Consider the following 16,258-nt stretch of genomic DNA (forward strand, 5'->3'; position numbering starts at 1 on the left):
AATTTTTAATTCAAAAATGCGCCCCGACTTCTCCCGGATTGCCTACGACGCGGCCCAGCTGCCCACTCCCCACGCCGACACCGCTAACGCCCCTACCACGCCCGAGGGCATCACGCTCAAGCCGTTCTACACCGCCCACGATGTGCAGCACCTGAGTCACCTGGGCTTCGGGGCAGGCATCGCGCCCTTTCTGCGGGGGCCCTACAGCTCCATGTACGTGCAGAAACCCTGGACCATCCGCCAGTACGCGGGCTTCAGCACGGCCGAGGAAAGCAACGCCTTCTACCGCCGCAACCTGGCCGGCGGCCAGAAGGGCCTCTCGGTGGCCTTTGACCTGGCCACCCACCGGGGCTACGACTCCGACCACCCGCGGGTGGTGGGCGACGTGGGCAAAGCCGGCGTGGCCATCGATTCGGTGGAGGACATGAAGCTGCTCTTCGACCAGATTCCGCTCGACCAGATGTCGGTGAGCATGACTATGAACGGGGCCGTGCTGCCGATTATGGCCTTTTACATTGTGGCGGCCGAGGAACAGGGTGTGTCTCCTGAAAAGCTGGCGGGCACCATTCAGAACGATATTCTGAAGGAGTTCATGGTGCGCAACACCTACATCTACCCGCCCCTGCCGAGCATGCGCATCATTGCCGATATTTTCGAGTACACGGCCGCCCACATGCCTAAGTTCAACTCCATCAGCATCTCGGGCTACCACATGCAGGAGGCCGGGGCCACGGCCGATATCGAGCTGGCCTACACCCTGGCCGACGGCCTGGAGTACGTGCGGGCCGGGCTGGCCGCGGGCCTGAAGATTGACGATTTCGCGCCCCGGCTGTCGTTTTTCTGGGCCATTGGCATGAACCACTTCATGGAAATTGCCAAGCTCCGGGCCGGGCGCCTGCTCTGGGCCAAGCTCATCCGGCAGTTCAACCCCCAGAACCCGAAAAGCCTGGCCCTGCGCACCCACTGCCAGACTTCGGGCTACTCGCTCACCGAGCAGGACCCGTTCAATAACGTGGCCCGCACGGCCGTGGAGGCGCTGGCGGCCGTGCTCGGCGGCACCCAAAGCCTGCACACCAACGCCCTCGACGAGGCCATTGCCCTGCCCACCGACTTCTCGGCCCGCATTGCCCGCAACACCCAGCTCTACCTCCAGCACGAAACCGACGTGACCCGCGTGGTGGACCCCTGGGGCGGCTCCTACTACGTAGAAACCCTCACCCACGAACTGGCCGACAAAGCCTGGGCTCTGATGCAGGAAGTGGAGGAGCTCGGCGGCATGGCCAAGGCCATCGAAACCGGCCTGCCCAAAATGCGCATCGAGGAAGCCGCCGCCCGCAAGCAGGCCCGCATCGACTCGAACAAGGAAATTGTGGTGGGCGTGAACAAGTACCGCCCCAGCGAGGAGCAGCAAATCGACGTGCTCGACATCGACAACGCCGCCGTACGAGAGTCGCAGATTGCCCGCCTGCAAGCCACCAAAGCCGCCCGCGACGAAGCCGCCGTGCAGGCGGCCCTGGCGGCCCTGACGGAAGCCGCCCAACGTGGCCTCCCCCCTCAGCCCCCTCTCCAGGGGGAGAGGGGGAGCCAGACGACAGCACAGCCGGAGCAGGCTCCCCCCTCTCCCACCGGAGAGGGGGGCCGGGGGGGTGAGGCCACCGCCGGAACGACGGAGGCTGAAAACGGCAACCTGCTGGCCCTGGCCGTAAATGCCGCCCGCCTGCGCGCCACGCTGGGCGAAATTTCGGATGCTCTGGAAAAGGTGTACGGTCGCCACCAGGCTACCATCCGGGCTATTTCGGGCGTGTATTCCCAGGAGATGAGCTACGACGAGCAGTTTGCCAAGGCCCGCGAGGCCGCCGATGCCTTCGCCGTCCGCGAAGGCCGCCGCCCCCGCATGATGGTGGCCAAAATGGGCCAGGACGGCCACGACCGGGGCTCCAAAATCATTGCCACCTCCTTCGCCGACGTGGGCTTCGACGTAGACATTGCCCCCCTGTTCCAGACACCCGACGAAGTGGCCCGCCAAGCCGCCGAGAACGACGTGCACGTGGTGGGCGTGAGCAGCCTCGCCGCCGGCCACAAAACCCTGATTCCGCAGCTGCTCGCGGAGCTCAAGCAGCTCGACCGCGAGGATATCCTCGTCATTGCCGGCGGCGTCATCCCGGCCCAGGACTACCAGTTCCTCTACGATGCCGGAGTAGCCGGCGTCTACGGCCCCGGAACGGTCATTGCCGTGGCGGCCCAGGAGATTCTGGAGAAGCTGGGGGAGTGAAATAGAAAAAGGCACCAGGATAAATACCTGGTGCCTTCTTTATTGTACTGTTATATTGAAATTGGCCTCAATATCTATGGAGCCAGGGCTAAGAGTACCATCCTTTAAACCCGGCTGATGTTTTAAAGTAATTTTTAGTGGAATGACACCTGAATTTCCTGTTTTAAAGCTAATGGCACCGTCATATATTCTTCCACGGGTGTCAAGTTGATGCTTAGTTATTGTCCATAGAGAAGCATTCCCAGGTTGATAAAAAAAGGCATGATCGTCCATTTCGTTCTTGATTTCATCAGTCATGAACTGGCCACTTCCTATTACCCCTGCCTCGTTAGCCAATTGCACCCAAGCAATATAATCTGTGTTCGGCATTAGAGTCATAGAGCCAGATAGCCTGGGTGGATTGCCACCTAATCCGTCCCAGTCCCTCCATTCCAGAGTTTGTGAGGAAGCTCCTGGGTCCAAAGTAGAACAAGCAAAATACATAGTATTCATTGGCTCATTTTCCTTATTCTTTGGTGAGGCTTCTTCTTTAGAACCACAGCCCCAAATAATACATACAATGACGTATAGGGTGAAATTTGAGAGTTTTTTCATGTCATAAATGCATATTCCCTTTTGCGTAAAGATATAAATTATACCCTCATGTTCCGACTCTAAATGAAGCAGAATGTCCATCCCCGAAACCGACCAACTAGACGCCGATATTGATTACTTCGCCACTGATGCGGCCGGCCACATCCTGCACGTAGCGTCCGGGGGCGGGCAGTTGCCGGAGTCGGTGGCGGCTTCGCAGGAGGCGTTGCTGGCGCTGCATCAGCATTTCCTGCTGCGGCCCGAAACTAGGGCGGCGCAGCTGGCGGACGGCGCCAATCCGGCCGAAGCCTCCGGCGCGGCCCGCTACGCCCGGCGGGGGATGTTCTCGTTCGCCAAAATCAACCTCCATGCCCCCACCGATACGCAGTACCGGCTGGTGGCCCGGCCGGCGGTGCCGTTGCTGCTAGCCGACTTGCCCCAGGAACTGGCCGCCGAACTGGCCCGCACTCGCCTGCCCGGCGCCGTGGCCGGCCTCACCGAACTCAGCAGCACCGCTATCCTGTAAACCGGAGCCCCTGTCGCCGCCGCAAACTGCAACGCCCCGCTCGTCGGTAAACCGGCGGGCGGGGCGTTGCAGTTTCGGGGGGCGAGCTACTCGGGCAGCACCGTGAGTGCGTAGTCGTTGCCTTTCTGGCGGGCCAGGTCGCGGGCGGAGTGGCCGTTGTGGTCGCGCAGGGTGGCATCGGCGCCGGCGCGCAGGAGCAGGTCCAGGAACTCGTTACGGCCGAACAGCACGGCAAACATAAGGGCGGTGCTGCCTTCCGCGTTGCGGGCGTTGAGCTCGGCCCCGTGGTCGAGCAGCAGCTGGGCCAGGGCGGAGTGGCCCTTGAAGGCGATGCCCATCAGCACGGTGTTGCCGCCCCCGACGGACTGGTTGGGGTCGGCCCCGCCGGCGAGCAGAGCGCGGGTAGCTTCGAGGTGGCCTTCGTAGGCAGCCAGCACAAGGGGCGTGAAGCCGCGGCCGTCGGGGGCGTTGGCGTCGGCCCCATCGGCCAGCAGACGTGTGATGGCGGCCGCATCGCCCTGGCGGACGGCCTGAACCAAGGGCTCCTGAGAGTTGAAAGCAGTAGAGTGCATAGCAAAAAGAGTGTAACGAAAGGATGCTACCAGGAAACAGGCCCTATTGTTGGGGGTCGGGCGAAAATACCCGTAGCAGGATGGGTAGCGGGCCCGGCATGATCGTCTGTGGTCTGTAGTCAGCAGCTAGCCCACCGCCTGCACCAGCCAGCGGCGCAGCACAGGCCAGCGGGCGGCCCCGAACGCTACTTCCACGAGGCCCGGAGCCCGGGCCAGCAGGCGCATGAGGCGGTAGCGGCGGCCCAGGTCGCGGCCCAGGCGCTGGTGCACAGCGGCGGCGTAGGGAGCCAGCGCGGCCGCGCTAAAATCGGCGGCGGCGCAGCAGCGGGCGGCGTGCTCGGCGGCCAGCAGCCCGCTGATAACGGCCTTGTCGATGCCGTGGCCTTGGAGCGGGTCGATGAGGGCGGCCGCATCGCCGCAGAGCAGGGCCCGGGGGCCGGTGAGGGGCCGCCGGGAACCGCCCAGGGGCAGGCCGAAACCCTGAATAGGGCCCAACTGCCGGGCTTGGGCAAAGCGCGAGGCCAGCGCGGGATGGGTGGCCAGCAACTCCCGCAGCACCCGTTTCAGGTCGAGCTTCTGGCGGGCCACGTCCTCCGAGAGCATACCGAAGCCCACGTTGCAGCGCCCCCCGCCCACCGGAAACACCCAGCAGTAGCCGGCCCGGTAGCGGCTCAGAAACAGAAAGTCGCTGGTAGTGGCGGGCGTGTCGGCTACCCCGTCGAAGTAGGCGCGCACGGCCGCGCAGTGCCGGGCCCGGTGCAGGGGCGCGGGGGCCAGGGCGCGGGCCACGGCCGAGTGGGCCCCGTCGCAGCCCACTACCAGGCGGGCACGGAGCCGGCTGCCATCGGCAAGTTGCACCGTGACGCCCTCCGCATCGGCCACGACAGCACGTACAGGGCAATTTTCGCGGATATCGGTAGCGGAGTGGCGACGCACCAGCGTGAGCAGGGCCGCGTCGAAATCGAGGCGGGCGGCGTTGAAGGCCGGGGCCCGCCAGTCCACGCTCACCAGCCGGCCGGCCGGGGAAAGCAGGCGGCTGGTGCGCACGTCGGTACGGTGGCCGGCGGTGAGGGCGCGCAGTTCGGCGGCCCAGGCCGGATTCAGGCGGGCCAGGGCCTTGAGCGTAGGCCCGGGAATGGCGTCGCCGCACACTTTGTCGCGCGGGAATCGGGCCTTGTCGAGCAACCCCACCCGCAGGCCGCTTTCCGCCAGCCCCAGCGCGCAGGCCGTGCCCGCCGGCCCTGCCCCCACTATCAGCACGTCGTAATCGTAGGGCATGAGGTGAGGCGGTGAACTGGTGAGATGGGGAATTTGCCGTTCAGCCGGCGCAGACAGGCCGAGCGGTGCAAGTTACGTTTTAGGGCAAGGCCACCGCCCTGCAGGCGCTGGGCCGGGGTCAGCGGACCTTCCGCGCCGCTCCGGCTGCCCGCGCCGGCTGAACGGCAAACTCCCCATCTCACTATTTCACCACCTCGCCGCCTCACCCCTCCACCGCTTCGCGCAGAAAGTCGGCGAAAGGGCGCTGGGCCCGGAAGGCGGCGGGCACGTACTCGGCCAGGTGGAGCTGGCGGACCGTGGCGTCGGGCAGGTGGTGGGCCACCACGAAGCTTTTGTGCCTGAGCAGGTCGAGGTCGGGGTGGTTGGCGGGGTAGCCGGCGGGCGGGCGCTTGAGCTGCTCGCCTTCCAGACCGGGATAGAACTGCCGGAAGTCGGGATTTTCGAGGATGGCGTGCAGGGCGGGGCCGTTGTAGTCTATTTCCTGGCGGATGCGGGTTAGCTGCTCCTTGTCGGGCTGGTAGATGCCGCCGGCCAGCATGGTTTGCCCGTTCGGGCCGAGCTGGAAGTAGTAACCCGGACCGGCGCTGTGCTTGCCGCCCACCGCGAAATAGGCGCTGAAGTGGGTTTTGTAGGGCTCCTTGCGCTTGGAAAACCGCACGTCGCGGTAAATGCGGAAGATGCACTTCCTGGCTTCCAGCGTTGCCAGGGCCGGCTCGGCCGCTGCCAGCTCGCGAAGAATCTGCCCAACGAGCCCCTCAAATTCGCGCCGCAACGCGTCATACGTGGGCTTGTGGGCCTGGAACCACTCCCGCTCGTTGTGCCGGGCCAGGTCCTGGAGGAAATCAAACAGGGCAGACTGATTCATACGCAGCAAAGGTAGCAGCAGCGGTTGGTTGTCAGTTGATAGTTGTCAGTTGCGAGTTGATAGTTGTCAGTTGTCAGTTGGCAGTTGGCAGTTGTCAGTTGTCAGTTGTTAGTGAAAGAACGTCATCCTGAGTATGTCGCTCTTTCACTGACAACTGCCAACTGACAACTGCCAACTGACAACTATCAACTATCAACTGACAACTGCCAACTGACAACTATCAACTCGCAACTATCAACTGACACCTATGCTACTCGGCCCGCTTCATTTCCTGGCGGCGCATGGGCATGGCGTCGATGGTGGAAAACAGGGTCTGGGGGGCTACGGGTTGGGTATCGCGCCGCTTGAGGCCACCGTCCTTGCCCAGCAGCAGCACCTGGAACGCGTCGGTTTTCACGCCCAGGCGGCGCAGGTAGGCCCGGTCGGGTGCCGGCAGCTCGGGCAGCACCAGCTCCCGCACCAGCAGGTCCCGCTCCCGGAGGCCGGCGGCGGCGGATTCCAACAGGTTGCGCTGGGCCAGCAGGGAGGCATCGGCGGCCGAGGGGGCGCAGATGAGAAGCACGCGCTGGCGCCAGTGGGCCTTTTTTACGGTAGCTTCCAGGGCGGAAGCGGAAGAAGTTTGTGCGGGCACGAGGGTAGAAGTCAGCAGGGCGGCAGTGAGCAGCAGGATAAATCGAATCAGCATCCCCGGCTAACGTTACAAACGGCGCAGAGGTGCCCGGCAAGGCCACGCACGCGGATAGCAGGCCGCACCACCGCGGATAGCCAGCCGCCGGGAGGCTTCAGCCGGTCTGCTCACCCAGCCAGCGGAACAGCTCGGCGTAGGCGGCGGCGCGCACCGCGGGCTCCGACAGCAATACGTCGTGGATGGCTCCGGGCAGGGCGTGCAGGGTTACCCGGGGCCCCAGGCGCGGGGAGAGGCGGCGGATGTCGGCCACGTTGAGCACGATGTCGGCGTGGTGGAATTCCTCGCGCCACTGCCGGCCGCCGGCGCTGCGCTCGGCGTGCAGCACCAGCACCGGGCCGGGTAGTGCCAGCCCCTGCCGCAGCTGCCGCTGCCCGCGCCGGATGGCGCCCAGCCAGCCCGCATTCACCGCAAACACGTGGTTGGGCTTCCAGGCCAGGTTATACTCCCAGGTGCCCCGGTAGGCCTGGTGCAGGCTCTGGCCATAGGTATCGGGCAGGCCGGCGGGCAGGGGCAGATCGGGCAGCAGCCGGCCCAGGGCGCCGGCCAGCGGCGCGGCCACCTTCCGCCGGAGCCAGGGCTGGTTCAGGGCCAGAAAGGGGCTGTTGAGCACCAGCGCCGCGAAGCTGGCCGGGTGCCGGGCCGCATACAGGGCCGTGATGAGGCCGCCCGTGGAGTGGCCGCTGAGCACCAGCCGGGTGTGGCCGGCGGCCCGGATTTCGCGCAGGGCCGCGTCGAGGTCGGGGAAGTATTCGGCTAGGTCGCGCACGTTGTTGGGGCGCTGGTGGGGCAGCAGGGCCCGGCCATACTTGCGCAAATCGAGGGCGAAGAAGTGGTAGCCGTGGGCGGCGCACTGCTCGGCCATTTCGCGCTGGAAGAAGTAGTCGTTGAAGCCGTGCACGTAGAGCACGGCCCCGGCGGCGGGCGCGGCGGGCGGGGGCAGGTAGCGCACCAGCACGGCCTGCACCGGGCCCTCGTAGTCGGGGGGTTGGGGGAGCACCTGCGCCTGAAAGGCCGGGCCGAGCGGGTCGGGAGAAGCAGCTTCCTTCGTCATAGAAGCGAGTCTACGCAGAAATACCGAGTCCGACAATTCGACCCCGGCTATATACCAATTGGCCTATCCGGTGCGTTCCGGTACCGGCCACTACCGGCCCGGTCTCTCCCCTACTTTCCTGTTGCTGCTATCCGATGCGCATTCTGCTGTTTCTGACGCTGGTCCTGGCGGCCGCCCTGGTTGCCCGCTCGGCCACTCAGCTGCCGGAACCCGACCCGGCATTCCGTACCGAGCAACTACGCTACCCCCGGGTGCGGGAGGCCTACGCGCAGTACCAGGGGCCGGTACGGACTCTGCTGCGCCGCCACGGGCTGGCCCCGGCGCGGCTGGAGCTGTTCGTGCGGGCCTTCAAAATCGGGCGGCGGGTGGAAGTGTGGGGCCGCAACCCGGGCGCGGGGCCGTTCGTGCTGCTGCGTACGTTTGCGCTGGCCGGCACCTCGGGCACCCTGGGCCCCAAGCGCCAAGCCGGCGACGGGCAGATGCCGGAGGGCTTCTACACCATCGACCGCTTCAACCCCCACAGCCAGTACCTGCTCTCTTTGGGCCTCGACTACCCCAACGCCGCCGACCAGCGGCGCACTGCCCCCGGCCTCGACCCGGGTAACCATATTTTCGTGCACGGCTCTACCGAAACCATCGGCTGCCTGCCCATCACCGACGCGGGCATCCGGGAGCTGTATGTGCTGGCCGTGGAAGCCCGCGCGGCCGGGCAGACTAGCATTCCGGTGCACATTTTCCCGTTTGAGCTCACGCCCGACCAGCTGGCCCGCCGCCGGCAAAGCCCCCACCTGGCCTTCTGGCGGGAGCTGGCCCCGGGCTACCAGTATTTCGAAACCCACCACGAGCTGCCCACCGTCACGGTGGCCGAAGCCGGGGCCTACGTGGTGCGCTGAACCCGCCCGCCCGCGGCGGCGTACCTTGCGGCTATGGCTGAACTGCTTTCCATCCACGATTTCCCGTTGCCCCAAAACCTGCGCGACTCGGCCGTACTCGTGCCCGTATTCCGCGACGCGGCCGGGGAGGTGCAGGTCGTGATGGTGCGGCGCACGGCCTACGGGGTGCACGGCGGGCAGCTGGCCTTCCCCGGCGGCAAGCCCGAGCCTACCGATGCTGATTTGCGCGCTACCGCCCTGCGCGAAGCCTTCGAGGAAGTGCATCTGCCCCCCGCCCAGGTGCAGCTGCTGGCCGCTTTGCCCACCGTGGCCGTGCCCAGCGGCTTCCGCATCAGCCCGTTTCTGGGGCGCATTGAGCGGCCCGCCCGCTGGCAGTGGCAGGCCCGGGAGGTAGATGAGGTCCTGGAAATCCCGCTCCGTCACCTCGCCGACGAACTCAACCACACCGAAGAAACCTGGAACCTGCCCGGCTGGCCCGGCCCCCGCCGCGTACCCTTCTACCGCGTTGGCGGCGAAGCGGCCTACCCGCTCTGGGGCGCCAGCTACCGCATCATCCAGCCCCTTATCCCACGCCTGCTGGCCGGGGAGTGGGAGATTTGAGGTGAGTAGTGAGTAGTGAGTAGTGAGTAGTGAGTAGTGAGTAACGGTACGGAACCAAGCATAAACAGAACGTCATTCTGAGCGCAGGCGGAGCCGAAGTCGAAGAATCTCGCGTGCCAAAGTAATTTCTGACGACAGAGTTAGCACCACACGTCAGCACGCGAGATTCTTCGACTCCGGCTCCGCCTGCGCTCAGAATGACGCTCCTTTTCTGACTTCCCACCCCATCACCTCCTCACCTCCTCCCCCAAACTGGCACGATATTGCTATTCACCTGCGCATAACTACTTTTTCTGCCATGAAACGACTTCCGATCCTTGCGCTGCTGGCTCTGCTGCTGCCGGGCGCGGCTTTGGCCCAGCGGGAACAGTCCGTGTGGCTGTTCGGGCAGCAGGCGGGGCTGAGCTTCCCGGCCGATGGGGGCACTCCCACCCCGCTGCTCACCAGCAAGATGACTACCTACGAAGGCTCGGCCGTGGCCACCAACCAGCAGGGCCAGTTGCTGTTCTATACCAACGGCGAGTTCGTGTTCAACCGCCAGCACCAGGTGATGCCCAACGGCCGCAAGCTGATGGGCTCCAACTCCAGCACCCAGAGCGCCCTCATCGTGCCCGACCCGGGCAGCGGCAACGTGTTCTACATCTTCACGGTGGGTGCCCAGGGCGGCCCCAACGGCCTGCGCTACTCCACCCTCGACATGACCCGCGACCAGGGCCTCGGCGACGTGGTGCGCCTGAACGCCCTGCTCGTGTCGCCGGTGGCTGAGAAGCTGGCCGCCGTGCGCCACCAGAACGGCCGCGACGTATGGGTGGTAGCCCACCGCTGGAACTCCAGCGCCTTCGTGAGCTTTTTGGTCACGCCCGACGGGGTGCAGAGCAAGCCTGTGATAAGCAACATCGGCAGCATGCACGCCGGCCCCGGCCGCAACGCCATCGGGGCCATGAAATTCGCGCCCGACGGCCGCAAGCTGGCCGTGGCCCTGTGGCGCGAAGCCAACAAGTACGAGGTCTTCGACTTCGACCGCAGCACCGGGCAGGTGCGCAACGTGAAGAGTTTCGCCCCCTACCCCGAAGCCTACGGCGTGGAGTTCTCGGCCGATGGCAGCAAGCTCTACGGCTCCAGCAACGGCGAAGGCGGCGGACAGGCCCAGATCTACCAGTTCGACCTGCAAACGGGCAAGGCAGCCGTTATCGGCAAATCGGCCAACCGCAAGGTGGGCTCCCTGCAGCGCGGCCCCGACGGCAACATCTACGTGGCCCGCGAAGACAACCAGTTCCTGGGCCTCATCCAGAACCCCAACGCCGAAGCCGCCAAGTACCTCGACGACGGCCTCAAGCTCGGCGGCCGCCGCAGCAAGCTCGGCCTGCCCAACTTCATCACGGAACCCGAGTGAGGGGGTGAAATAGTGAAATGGGGAGTTTGACGTTCGGGGGGCCTGTCATTCTGAGCGAAGCGAAGGACCTTATTACAGTAGAACGATAGTCATAACAACGATTCGTTCGAGCGTTACAAGGTCCTTCGCTCCGCTCAGGATGACAGCACCCCCGAACGTCAAACTCCCCATTTCACTATTTCACCCCCTCGCCGCTACTGACTCTTGCCGCCGAGTTTGAAGCGCAGGAAGCCGCCGGCTACCGACAGGTAGGGGTTTTCGGAGGTGAGCAGGCCCACCACGTCGCGGGTGCTGAGGCCGGCTTCGTAGAACGAGGTGGTGAACGTGACGCCCAATGGGACGCTCAGGCCGTAGCCGGCGCCGCCGGTCAGGCCGCTGCTCAGGCGCAGCCAGCGCACAGGCTTGTAGTCGAGGCCGGCGCCCACGAAGGGCGTGGGCAGGTTGCCGGCCACGCTGTTCAGGGGCAGGGTCACGTCGAGGCCGGCTTCGAAATACTCGCTGATGCGTACGCCCGCGCCGGCCCGCAGCTTGGTGGGCAGCTCGGCCCGGCGCTCCTGATCGGCCTGGTACTGAAACAGGCTGTCGGTGCCCGAGGCGAAGATTTCGGCGGCTTCCTTGATGAAGTTGTAGCTCCCGACGCCTTCGGAATTGAGGCGCTTGAGCTTCTGGTCGTTGGCCGTGAGCAGGTTGCCTTTCCAGGTCATGTGGCCCAGATCGGTGAAGGCCAGGCCCAGGCGCACGGCCTTGCCTACCTCAGCGGCCAGGCCCAGGTCGAAGCCGTGGCCCTCGCCCACCGGCTTGAGGCCCGAGCCGGTTTTGAGGTTGAAGCTCGGGTTGTTGACCACGTCGCCGTAGTCGATATCAAACACCGGCGACATGGCGCTGTAGGCCCGTAAGTCGCCCGGCTGCACCCGGATATCGATGATGCCCACGCCCTGAATGTAGCGGTAGCCGGCTCCGCCCGAGAGCTGGAACAGGGGCAGATCAATCAGGCGGGTACCCCAGGCTACGTTGAACTCGTTGAGGGCCGCAAACTGCAGTTCGGTGCCGGCCAGCGCCTCCGAAACCAGCGGCACGTTGCCGGCCGTGGCGGACGTGTAAATAGGGGCGTCGCGACCCAGGAAGGCAATTTCCGCCGCGTTCTGGTTCAGGCCCACGTGCCCGGCCGTCCGGATGCGGTTGCTGATGGCCACGCCCCCAATCACGGGCAGCTGCACGGCCAGCCCGAAGGTGGTAATGTCGGCGTTGAAGTTGGCCGCGTTGTCGGAGGTGAAGGCCCGGGCCAGGGCCTGCTTGTCGGCCAGGGTGAGGTTGTCGTTGGGGTTGGTCACGAACCGGCGCAGCTGCTGGCGCGTGAGCGACTGGGAGCTGACGCCCGCCCCCGCCTCCCCGATGGTGAAGGCCACCGTGGCCCCGCCCTTGCGGCCCAGGTTGGCCGGGTTGATGCCGATGGCCTGGTAGTCGGCGGCAAACGTGGTGGCCACCCCGCCCCGGCCGGTGGCCGTGAAGTTGCTCAGCTCATTCTGGGCCCGGGCGGCGGTGGGCAACGTCAGCAGGCCGGCGGCCAGCAGCGGGAGTAGCAAACGGTTCATAGGCGGAAAGTGAGGCGCAGGCCGTAGCTTGCGCAGGTGAGTTCAGGAAGCAACGAAAACAGCCGGTAACGACACCGAACCGGTTTTCACAAGTTCCGGAACTGTTTCAAAGATAACGCCCCATTCCGCTTCTCCCGTGCCCAAACGCTTTTCCGCTTCCGACTACAGTGAAGGTATCCTGGCCGGCAACCGCGTGCGGCTGAGCCAGGCCATTACCCTGGTCGAAAGCACCCTGCCTTCGGATCAGGAGCTGGCCCAGCAGGTGCTCGATGCGGTGCTGCCCCACGCCGGCCGCTCGGTGCGAGTGGGCATCACGGGCGTGCCGGGCGTGGGTAAAAGCACGTTCATCGAAGCCCTGGGCCTGCATCTGGTGCGCGAAAAGGGCCACCGGCTGGCCGTACTGGCCGTGGACCCTACCAGCCAGCGCAGCGGCGGCAGCATCCTCGGCGACAAAACCCGCATGAACGAGCTGGCCGCCCACCCGCAGGCCTTCATCCGCCCCTCCCCGGCCGGCCGCAGCCTGGGCGGCGTCACGCGCAGCACCCGCGAGGCCCTGCTGCTCTGTGAAGCGGCGGGCCACGACGTAATTTTCGTGGAAACCGTGGGCGTGGGCCAGAGCGAAACGGCCGTGCACGGCATGGTCGATTTTTTCCTGCTCCTGATGCTGGCCGGGGCCGGCGACGAGCTTCAAGGCATCAAGAAAGGCATCATGGAAATGGCCGACGCCATCACCATCACGAAGGCCGACGGCGGCAACGAGCTGGCCGCCCGCCGCGCCAGGGCCGAGTACCAGAATGCCCTGCACCTGTTCCCGCTGGCGCCCTCCAAGTGGAGCCCCGAGGTCACCATCAGCTCGGCCCTCACCGGCCAGGGCGTACCCGACGTGTGGCAGGTGCTGGAAAAATACGTAGCCCAGACCCGGGCCAGCGGCTACTTCGCCCAGCGCCGCCAGGAGCAGAACCTGCACTGGCTCCACGAAACCATCCGCCAGAGCCTGGAAACGCAGTTTTACGCCCGCCCCGCCGTGCAGCAACAACTGGCCGCCCTGGAGCAGGCCGTGCGCGAGGGTCGGCAGTCGGCCTTCGGGGCGGCCGGGCAGCTGCTGGGGCTGTAAAAAAGCCGCCGGAGCTGCCGTTGCGGATACGGCGGCCCCAGCGGCGCGGTAGGCGTGATGGTACTACGTGCGTTTCGGGCGCAGCATCAGGTAATCGAGGAAGTACAGGATTTTGATGCTCACGTTGTTGTTGTGGGGCGTGTTAATGGTGTTGCTCAGGTTGTTGAAGTAGAGCGGGGTGGCCTCGTTGGCTTCCAGGAAAGTGGAGCCGGCGTTCTTCCAGACGATGCTTACCTGGGAGCCCGGCGCAAACCACCAGGAGTACACCGCGTCCACGTTGAAGGCGTTGAACGTGTTGTCGCGGTTACGGCGGTAGTCCACCAGGTTTTCCTCCCCGTCCGGACTCAGGCGGGCGAAGTCGCGGTAGTTCACGGTGCTGGTGTAGTGGCGCGTGCGCACCGTGAGCGACATGCGGTTGTTGAACGTGTAATTGGCCGAGAGCGTGTTGACCACCGTTATTACCCGGCGGCGGCCCAGCAGCACATCGGCGGGGTAGTTTTTGCGGAAGTCCGCGTCGTCGGGCAGGCTGGTGTCGAGGTCGCCATTCACGTAGCCAATCTGGTTCTGGCGCAGGTTCCAGTCGAGGTTGTAGCGGAAGTTGAGCTGGTTGCTGACGCGGTAGCGGGGCGAGATGCCCCAGCCGTAGCCCATGCGCCGGGCGCGCACCAACCGCTCATCGCGGGCGTAGCCGCGGATGCCCGCGTTCAGGTCCAGGGCCAGTTTTTTGCGGTAATCGGAGGAGAGGAAAGCGCCCACGTTGGCGCTGGCCGGCACCCGCACGTAGTAGTCGCCCAACGGGTACCGACGGGGCTCAAAGTAGTCGTGGGTCACGGGGTTGGCATCGAAGTTCATGCCCGTGGTCAGGAAGCTTTTGGTGAAGGTCGTGTTCCAGCCCGCGTACGCGTTGGCGCTCTGGTAGCGGGTAGGCTTATAAAGCAGCGAGTGGTTGAGCCCGGCAAAGGAGTAAAAGTTGTTCACCTTCCAGAAGGGCTGGTACTTGTTGTAGCTCAGGTTCAGGTACTGGGAGATGTTGTTGTTGCCGAACAGAATGCCCAAATCGTTGGGGTTATAGGTGTCCGACTCGATGCCCTGGCCCAGCTGCCAGGTGAAGTTGCCGCTGATTTTGCTTAGCCCCACCTGGTATTTGTAGCCGTTCTGGTCATTGATGGCCGCTTCGGAGCCGAATTCGTTGCCCCGGCGGCGCGAGTAAATCAGGCGCCCGTCCAGGGCGTAGGAGTTCTTCTTGTTGGCGAAACGGAACAGGCCGCCCGTCACGTTGGCGTCGTAGGTGCTACCCCAGCGCGTGACGTTGGTATTGATGAGCGAGACGTAGGAGTTGTTTTTCAGGCTCTGATCCAGCACCATGATGCTGTAGTTGCTGAAGGGCTGGGTGAGCACCTGCCGCTCGCGCCCGTCCACCGAGTCGCGCAGGGTGGCGTACACGTCGTTGCTCAGGGCATTGAACACGCCTACGCCCAGGCCCTTGCTGGTGCGGCCCGATACTTTGGTGGCATTCAGCAGGCGCGTGACGCCGGGGTTGCTCACCACGGCCTCGCCGGGGCGGCGCTGCCCGTCGGGGCCCAGTTGGCCGGCCCGCACCTGGTCGCCTACGGAGCCGAAGCCGATGGGCGTGGCGCCCACCCGCCGCGAGTAGAACAGGTCGCCCTTGTTGAAGAGCTCGGTGCCTTCGGTGAAAAACTGGCGGTTTTCCTGGAACTGCACCTCGAAGGGCGAGAGGTTGAGCACCTGATTATCACTCTGCACCTGCCCGAAATCGGGTACCAGGGTGGCATCGAGGGTGAAGCTCTCGTTGATGCCCCACTTCACATCGGCCCCGCCATTGAAGCTGGTGCTGGAGTTGCGGATGCCCTGCACGTCGTAGGGATAGTGGTTCACGTAGCCCGACACGTAGGGCGTGAGCGAGAGGCGCAGCGGCGGCTTGATGTCGCGCAGGCCCGTGAGCTCGCCCCACTGGTTTACGAAGCCGTCCACGGCGGGCTTCACCTCGTTCCAGAAGAAGGCCTGATTGTCGCGCTTGCGCTGGCGCATGAAGTTCACGCCCCACAGCTGTTCGGCGGTCTTGCTGAAGCGGATGGCCGAGTACGGAATCCGCACTTCGGCCACCCAGTCGGTGCCGCGCAACGCCGTGCGCGAGTCCCAGACGGCGTTCCAGTTGAAGTCCTCGCCCCCGGCCGGCGAGTAGCGGGCATCGGCCTGCACGCCGCCGGTGGTGATGAAGAAGCCGTAGCCGTTGATTTTATCGTAGTAGGTATCGAGGAAAATGGCGAAGAAATCGGTGTTGCCCATGTCGTCGCGCTGCGACAACTCCCGCATAATCGAGTCGGGCGACACATCGTGCATCACGGCCCCGATGTAGAGGTTGGCGTCGTCGTAGAGCACGCGTACTTCGGTGGGGTGCTTTTCGCGGGGGCCCGGGTTGGGGCGGTTCTGGATGAACTCCGTGGCGATGGGCGCCTGCTGCCAGATGGCCTCATTCAGCTCACCGTCCAGCTTAATGGCTTCCGTGATGCGCAGGGCCTGGAGCTGGCGCTTGGGCGCCGGCACGGCCGCCGCCGCCGTAGTAGCCGCCGCCGCCGACTGGGCCCAGGCCGGAGTGGTCAGCACAGCGCCCAGCAGCAGGAGAAGGAGCCAATAATATTTCACGACGCAGCGAGTAAAAAATCGAACAAATGGATGGGAATGCGGGGAGCAGGCCAGGCGGCCAGCGGAGTCTAAAAGCGGCCAGCGGTCCGAAAAAGGGGGCTACGCCGCCATAGATGCAGCCGCAGCCGTAACCGTTGCCTCAGGTAGCGGAATGTTCACGCCCAAAACCGGCCGCCG

General features: G+C 65.0%; 14 protein-coding genes. 6 read left to right on the plus strand and 8 right to left on the minus strand.

The window, feature by feature from the left end; genetic code table 11:
• The first annotated feature begins 16 nt into the window (after positions 1-16).
• On the plus strand, positions 17-2,272 hold the full coding sequence (scpA, locus tag KLP40_RS00715) for a methylmalonyl-CoA mutase (protein ID WP_215591574.1): 2,256 nt from the start codon (positions 17-19) through the stop codon (positions 2,270-2,272).
• 39 nt (positions 2,273-2,311) lie between these two features.
• Here scpA and KLP40_RS00720 read toward each other — a convergent pair whose 3' ends face one another.
• Positions 2,312-2,947, minus strand: a complete 636-nt coding sequence (locus KLP40_RS00720) for a hypothetical protein (protein WP_215591575.1) — start codon at positions 2,945-2,947, stop codon at positions 2,312-2,314.
• Between KLP40_RS00720 and KLP40_RS00725 the strand changes: the two genes are divergently transcribed.
• Complete coding sequence (locus tag KLP40_RS00725) at positions 2,940-3,371, plus strand: hypothetical protein (protein WP_215591576.1); 432 nt, start codon at positions 2,940-2,942, stop codon at positions 3,369-3,371. The two genes, KLP40_RS00720 and KLP40_RS00725, sit on opposite strands and share 8 nt — an antisense overlap.
• 86 nt (positions 3,372-3,457) lie before the next feature.
• On the opposite strand, the gene KLP40_RS00730 is transcribed toward KLP40_RS00725, so the two are convergent.
• From KLP40_RS00730 to KLP40_RS00750, 5 genes are all read right to left on the minus strand, one after another.
• On the minus strand, positions 3,458-3,943 hold the full coding sequence (locus tag KLP40_RS00730) for an ankyrin repeat domain-containing protein (RefSeq protein WP_215591578.1): 486 nt from the start codon (positions 3,941-3,943) through the stop codon (positions 3,458-3,460).
• Between the two features lie 126 nt (positions 3,944-4,069).
• Entirely contained in the window at positions 4,070-5,221 is a 1,152-nt protein-coding gene (locus KLP40_RS00735) for a geranylgeranyl reductase family protein (protein WP_215591580.1), read from the minus strand.
• Between the two features lie 202 nt (positions 5,222-5,423).
• Positions 5,424-6,086 carry a DUF2461 domain-containing protein gene (locus tag KLP40_RS00740; protein ID WP_215591581.1) on the minus strand — a complete coding sequence of 221 codons (663 nt, stop codon included), beginning with the start codon at positions 6,084-6,086 and terminating at the stop codon, positions 5,424-5,426.
• A 250-nt stretch (positions 6,087-6,336) separates the two neighbouring features.
• Entirely contained in the window at positions 6,337-6,771 is a 435-nt protein-coding gene (locus tag KLP40_RS00745; RefSeq protein ID WP_215591583.1) for a DUF4174 domain-containing protein, read from the minus strand.
• Between the two features lie 97 nt (positions 6,772-6,868).
• Positions 6,869-7,825, minus strand: coding sequence for an alpha/beta hydrolase (locus KLP40_RS00750; protein WP_215591584.1), 957 nt, complete (start codon positions 7,823-7,825; stop codon positions 6,869-6,871).
• A 134-nt stretch (positions 7,826-7,959) separates the two neighbouring features.
• Here KLP40_RS00750 and KLP40_RS00755 point away from each other — a divergent pair, with 134 nt between their 5' ends.
• The 3 genes from KLP40_RS00755 (at position 7,960) to KLP40_RS00765 (ending at position 10,711) form a co-directional block, all read left to right on the plus strand.
• On the plus strand, positions 7,960-8,718 hold the full coding sequence (locus tag KLP40_RS00755) for a L,D-transpeptidase family protein (protein ID WP_215591585.1): 759 nt from the start codon (positions 7,960-7,962) through the stop codon (positions 8,716-8,718).
• Between the two features lie 33 nt (positions 8,719-8,751).
• On the plus strand, positions 8,752-9,318 hold the full coding sequence (locus tag KLP40_RS00760) for an NUDIX hydrolase (RefSeq protein WP_215591586.1): 567 nt from the start codon (positions 8,752-8,754) through the stop codon (positions 9,316-9,318).
• 298 nt (positions 9,319-9,616) lie between these two features.
• Entirely contained in the window at positions 9,617-10,711 is a 1,095-nt protein-coding gene (locus KLP40_RS00765) for a YncE family protein (protein ID WP_215591588.1), read from the plus strand.
• 194 nt (positions 10,712-10,905) lie between these two features.
• On the opposite strand, the gene KLP40_RS00770 is transcribed toward KLP40_RS00765, so the two are convergent.
• The gene (locus KLP40_RS00770; protein WP_215591589.1) at positions 10,906-12,303 is read right to left on the minus strand and encodes a DUF5723 family protein; all 1,398 of its coding nucleotides are present in this window, start codon (positions 12,301-12,303) and stop codon (positions 10,906-10,908) included.
• A 136-nt stretch (positions 12,304-12,439) separates the two neighbouring features.
• Between KLP40_RS00770 and meaB the strand changes: the two genes are divergently transcribed.
• A complete protein-coding gene (gene meaB / locus KLP40_RS00775) occupies positions 12,440-13,417 on the plus strand; it encodes a methylmalonyl Co-A mutase-associated GTPase MeaB (RefSeq protein ID WP_215591590.1) in 978 nt (325 codons plus the stop codon).
• Positions 13,418-13,480: 63 nt separating this feature from the next.
• On the opposite strand, the gene KLP40_RS00780 is transcribed toward meaB, so the two are convergent.
• Positions 13,481-16,081, minus strand: a complete 2,601-nt coding sequence (locus KLP40_RS00780) for a DUF5916 domain-containing protein (protein ID WP_215591591.1) — start codon at positions 16,079-16,081, stop codon at positions 13,481-13,483.
• Positions 16,082-16,258 lie beyond the last annotated feature (177 nt).

This window comes from Hymenobacter piscis (assembly GCF_018760735.1).
Classification (GTDB): Bacteria; Bacteroidota; Bacteroidia; order Cytophagales; family Hymenobacteraceae; genus Hymenobacter; species Hymenobacter piscis.

Coding starts and splice junctions, on each gene's coding strand:
- scpA (WP_215591574.1), top strand. CDS start 17: ATGCGCCCCGACTTCTCCCGGATTGCCTACGACGCGGCCCAGCTGCCC.
- KLP40_RS00725 (WP_215591576.1), top strand. CDS start 2,940: ATGTCCATCCCCGAAACCGACCAACTAGACGCCGATATTGATTACTTC.
- KLP40_RS00720 (WP_215591575.1), bottom strand. CDS start 2,947: ATGGACATTCTGCTTCATTTAGAGTCGGAACATGAGGGTATAATTTAT.
- KLP40_RS00730 (WP_215591578.1), bottom strand. CDS start 3,943: ATGCACTCTACTGCTTTCAACTCTCAGGAGCCCTTGGTTCAGGCCGTC.
- KLP40_RS00735 (WP_215591580.1), bottom strand. CDS start 5,221: ATGCCCTACGATTACGACGTGCTGATAGTGGGGGCAGGGCCGGCGGGC.
- KLP40_RS00740 (WP_215591581.1), bottom strand. CDS start 6,086: ATGAATCAGTCTGCCCTGTTTGATTTCCTCCAGGACCTGGCCCGGCAC.
- KLP40_RS00745 (WP_215591583.1), bottom strand. CDS start 6,771: ATGCTGATTCGATTTATCCTGCTGCTCACTGCCGCCCTGCTGACTTCT.
- KLP40_RS00750 (WP_215591584.1), bottom strand. CDS start 7,825: ATGACGAAGGAAGCTGCTTCTCCCGACCCGCTCGGCCCGGCCTTTCAG.
- KLP40_RS00755 (WP_215591585.1), top strand. CDS start 7,960: ATGCGCATTCTGCTGTTTCTGACGCTGGTCCTGGCGGCCGCCCTGGTT.
- KLP40_RS00760 (WP_215591586.1), top strand. CDS start 8,752: ATGGCTGAACTGCTTTCCATCCACGATTTCCCGTTGCCCCAAAACCTG.
- KLP40_RS00765 (WP_215591588.1), top strand. CDS start 9,617: ATGAAACGACTTCCGATCCTTGCGCTGCTGGCTCTGCTGCTGCCGGGC.
- KLP40_RS00770 (WP_215591589.1), bottom strand. CDS start 12,303: ATGAACCGTTTGCTACTCCCGCTGCTGGCCGCCGGCCTGCTGACGTTG.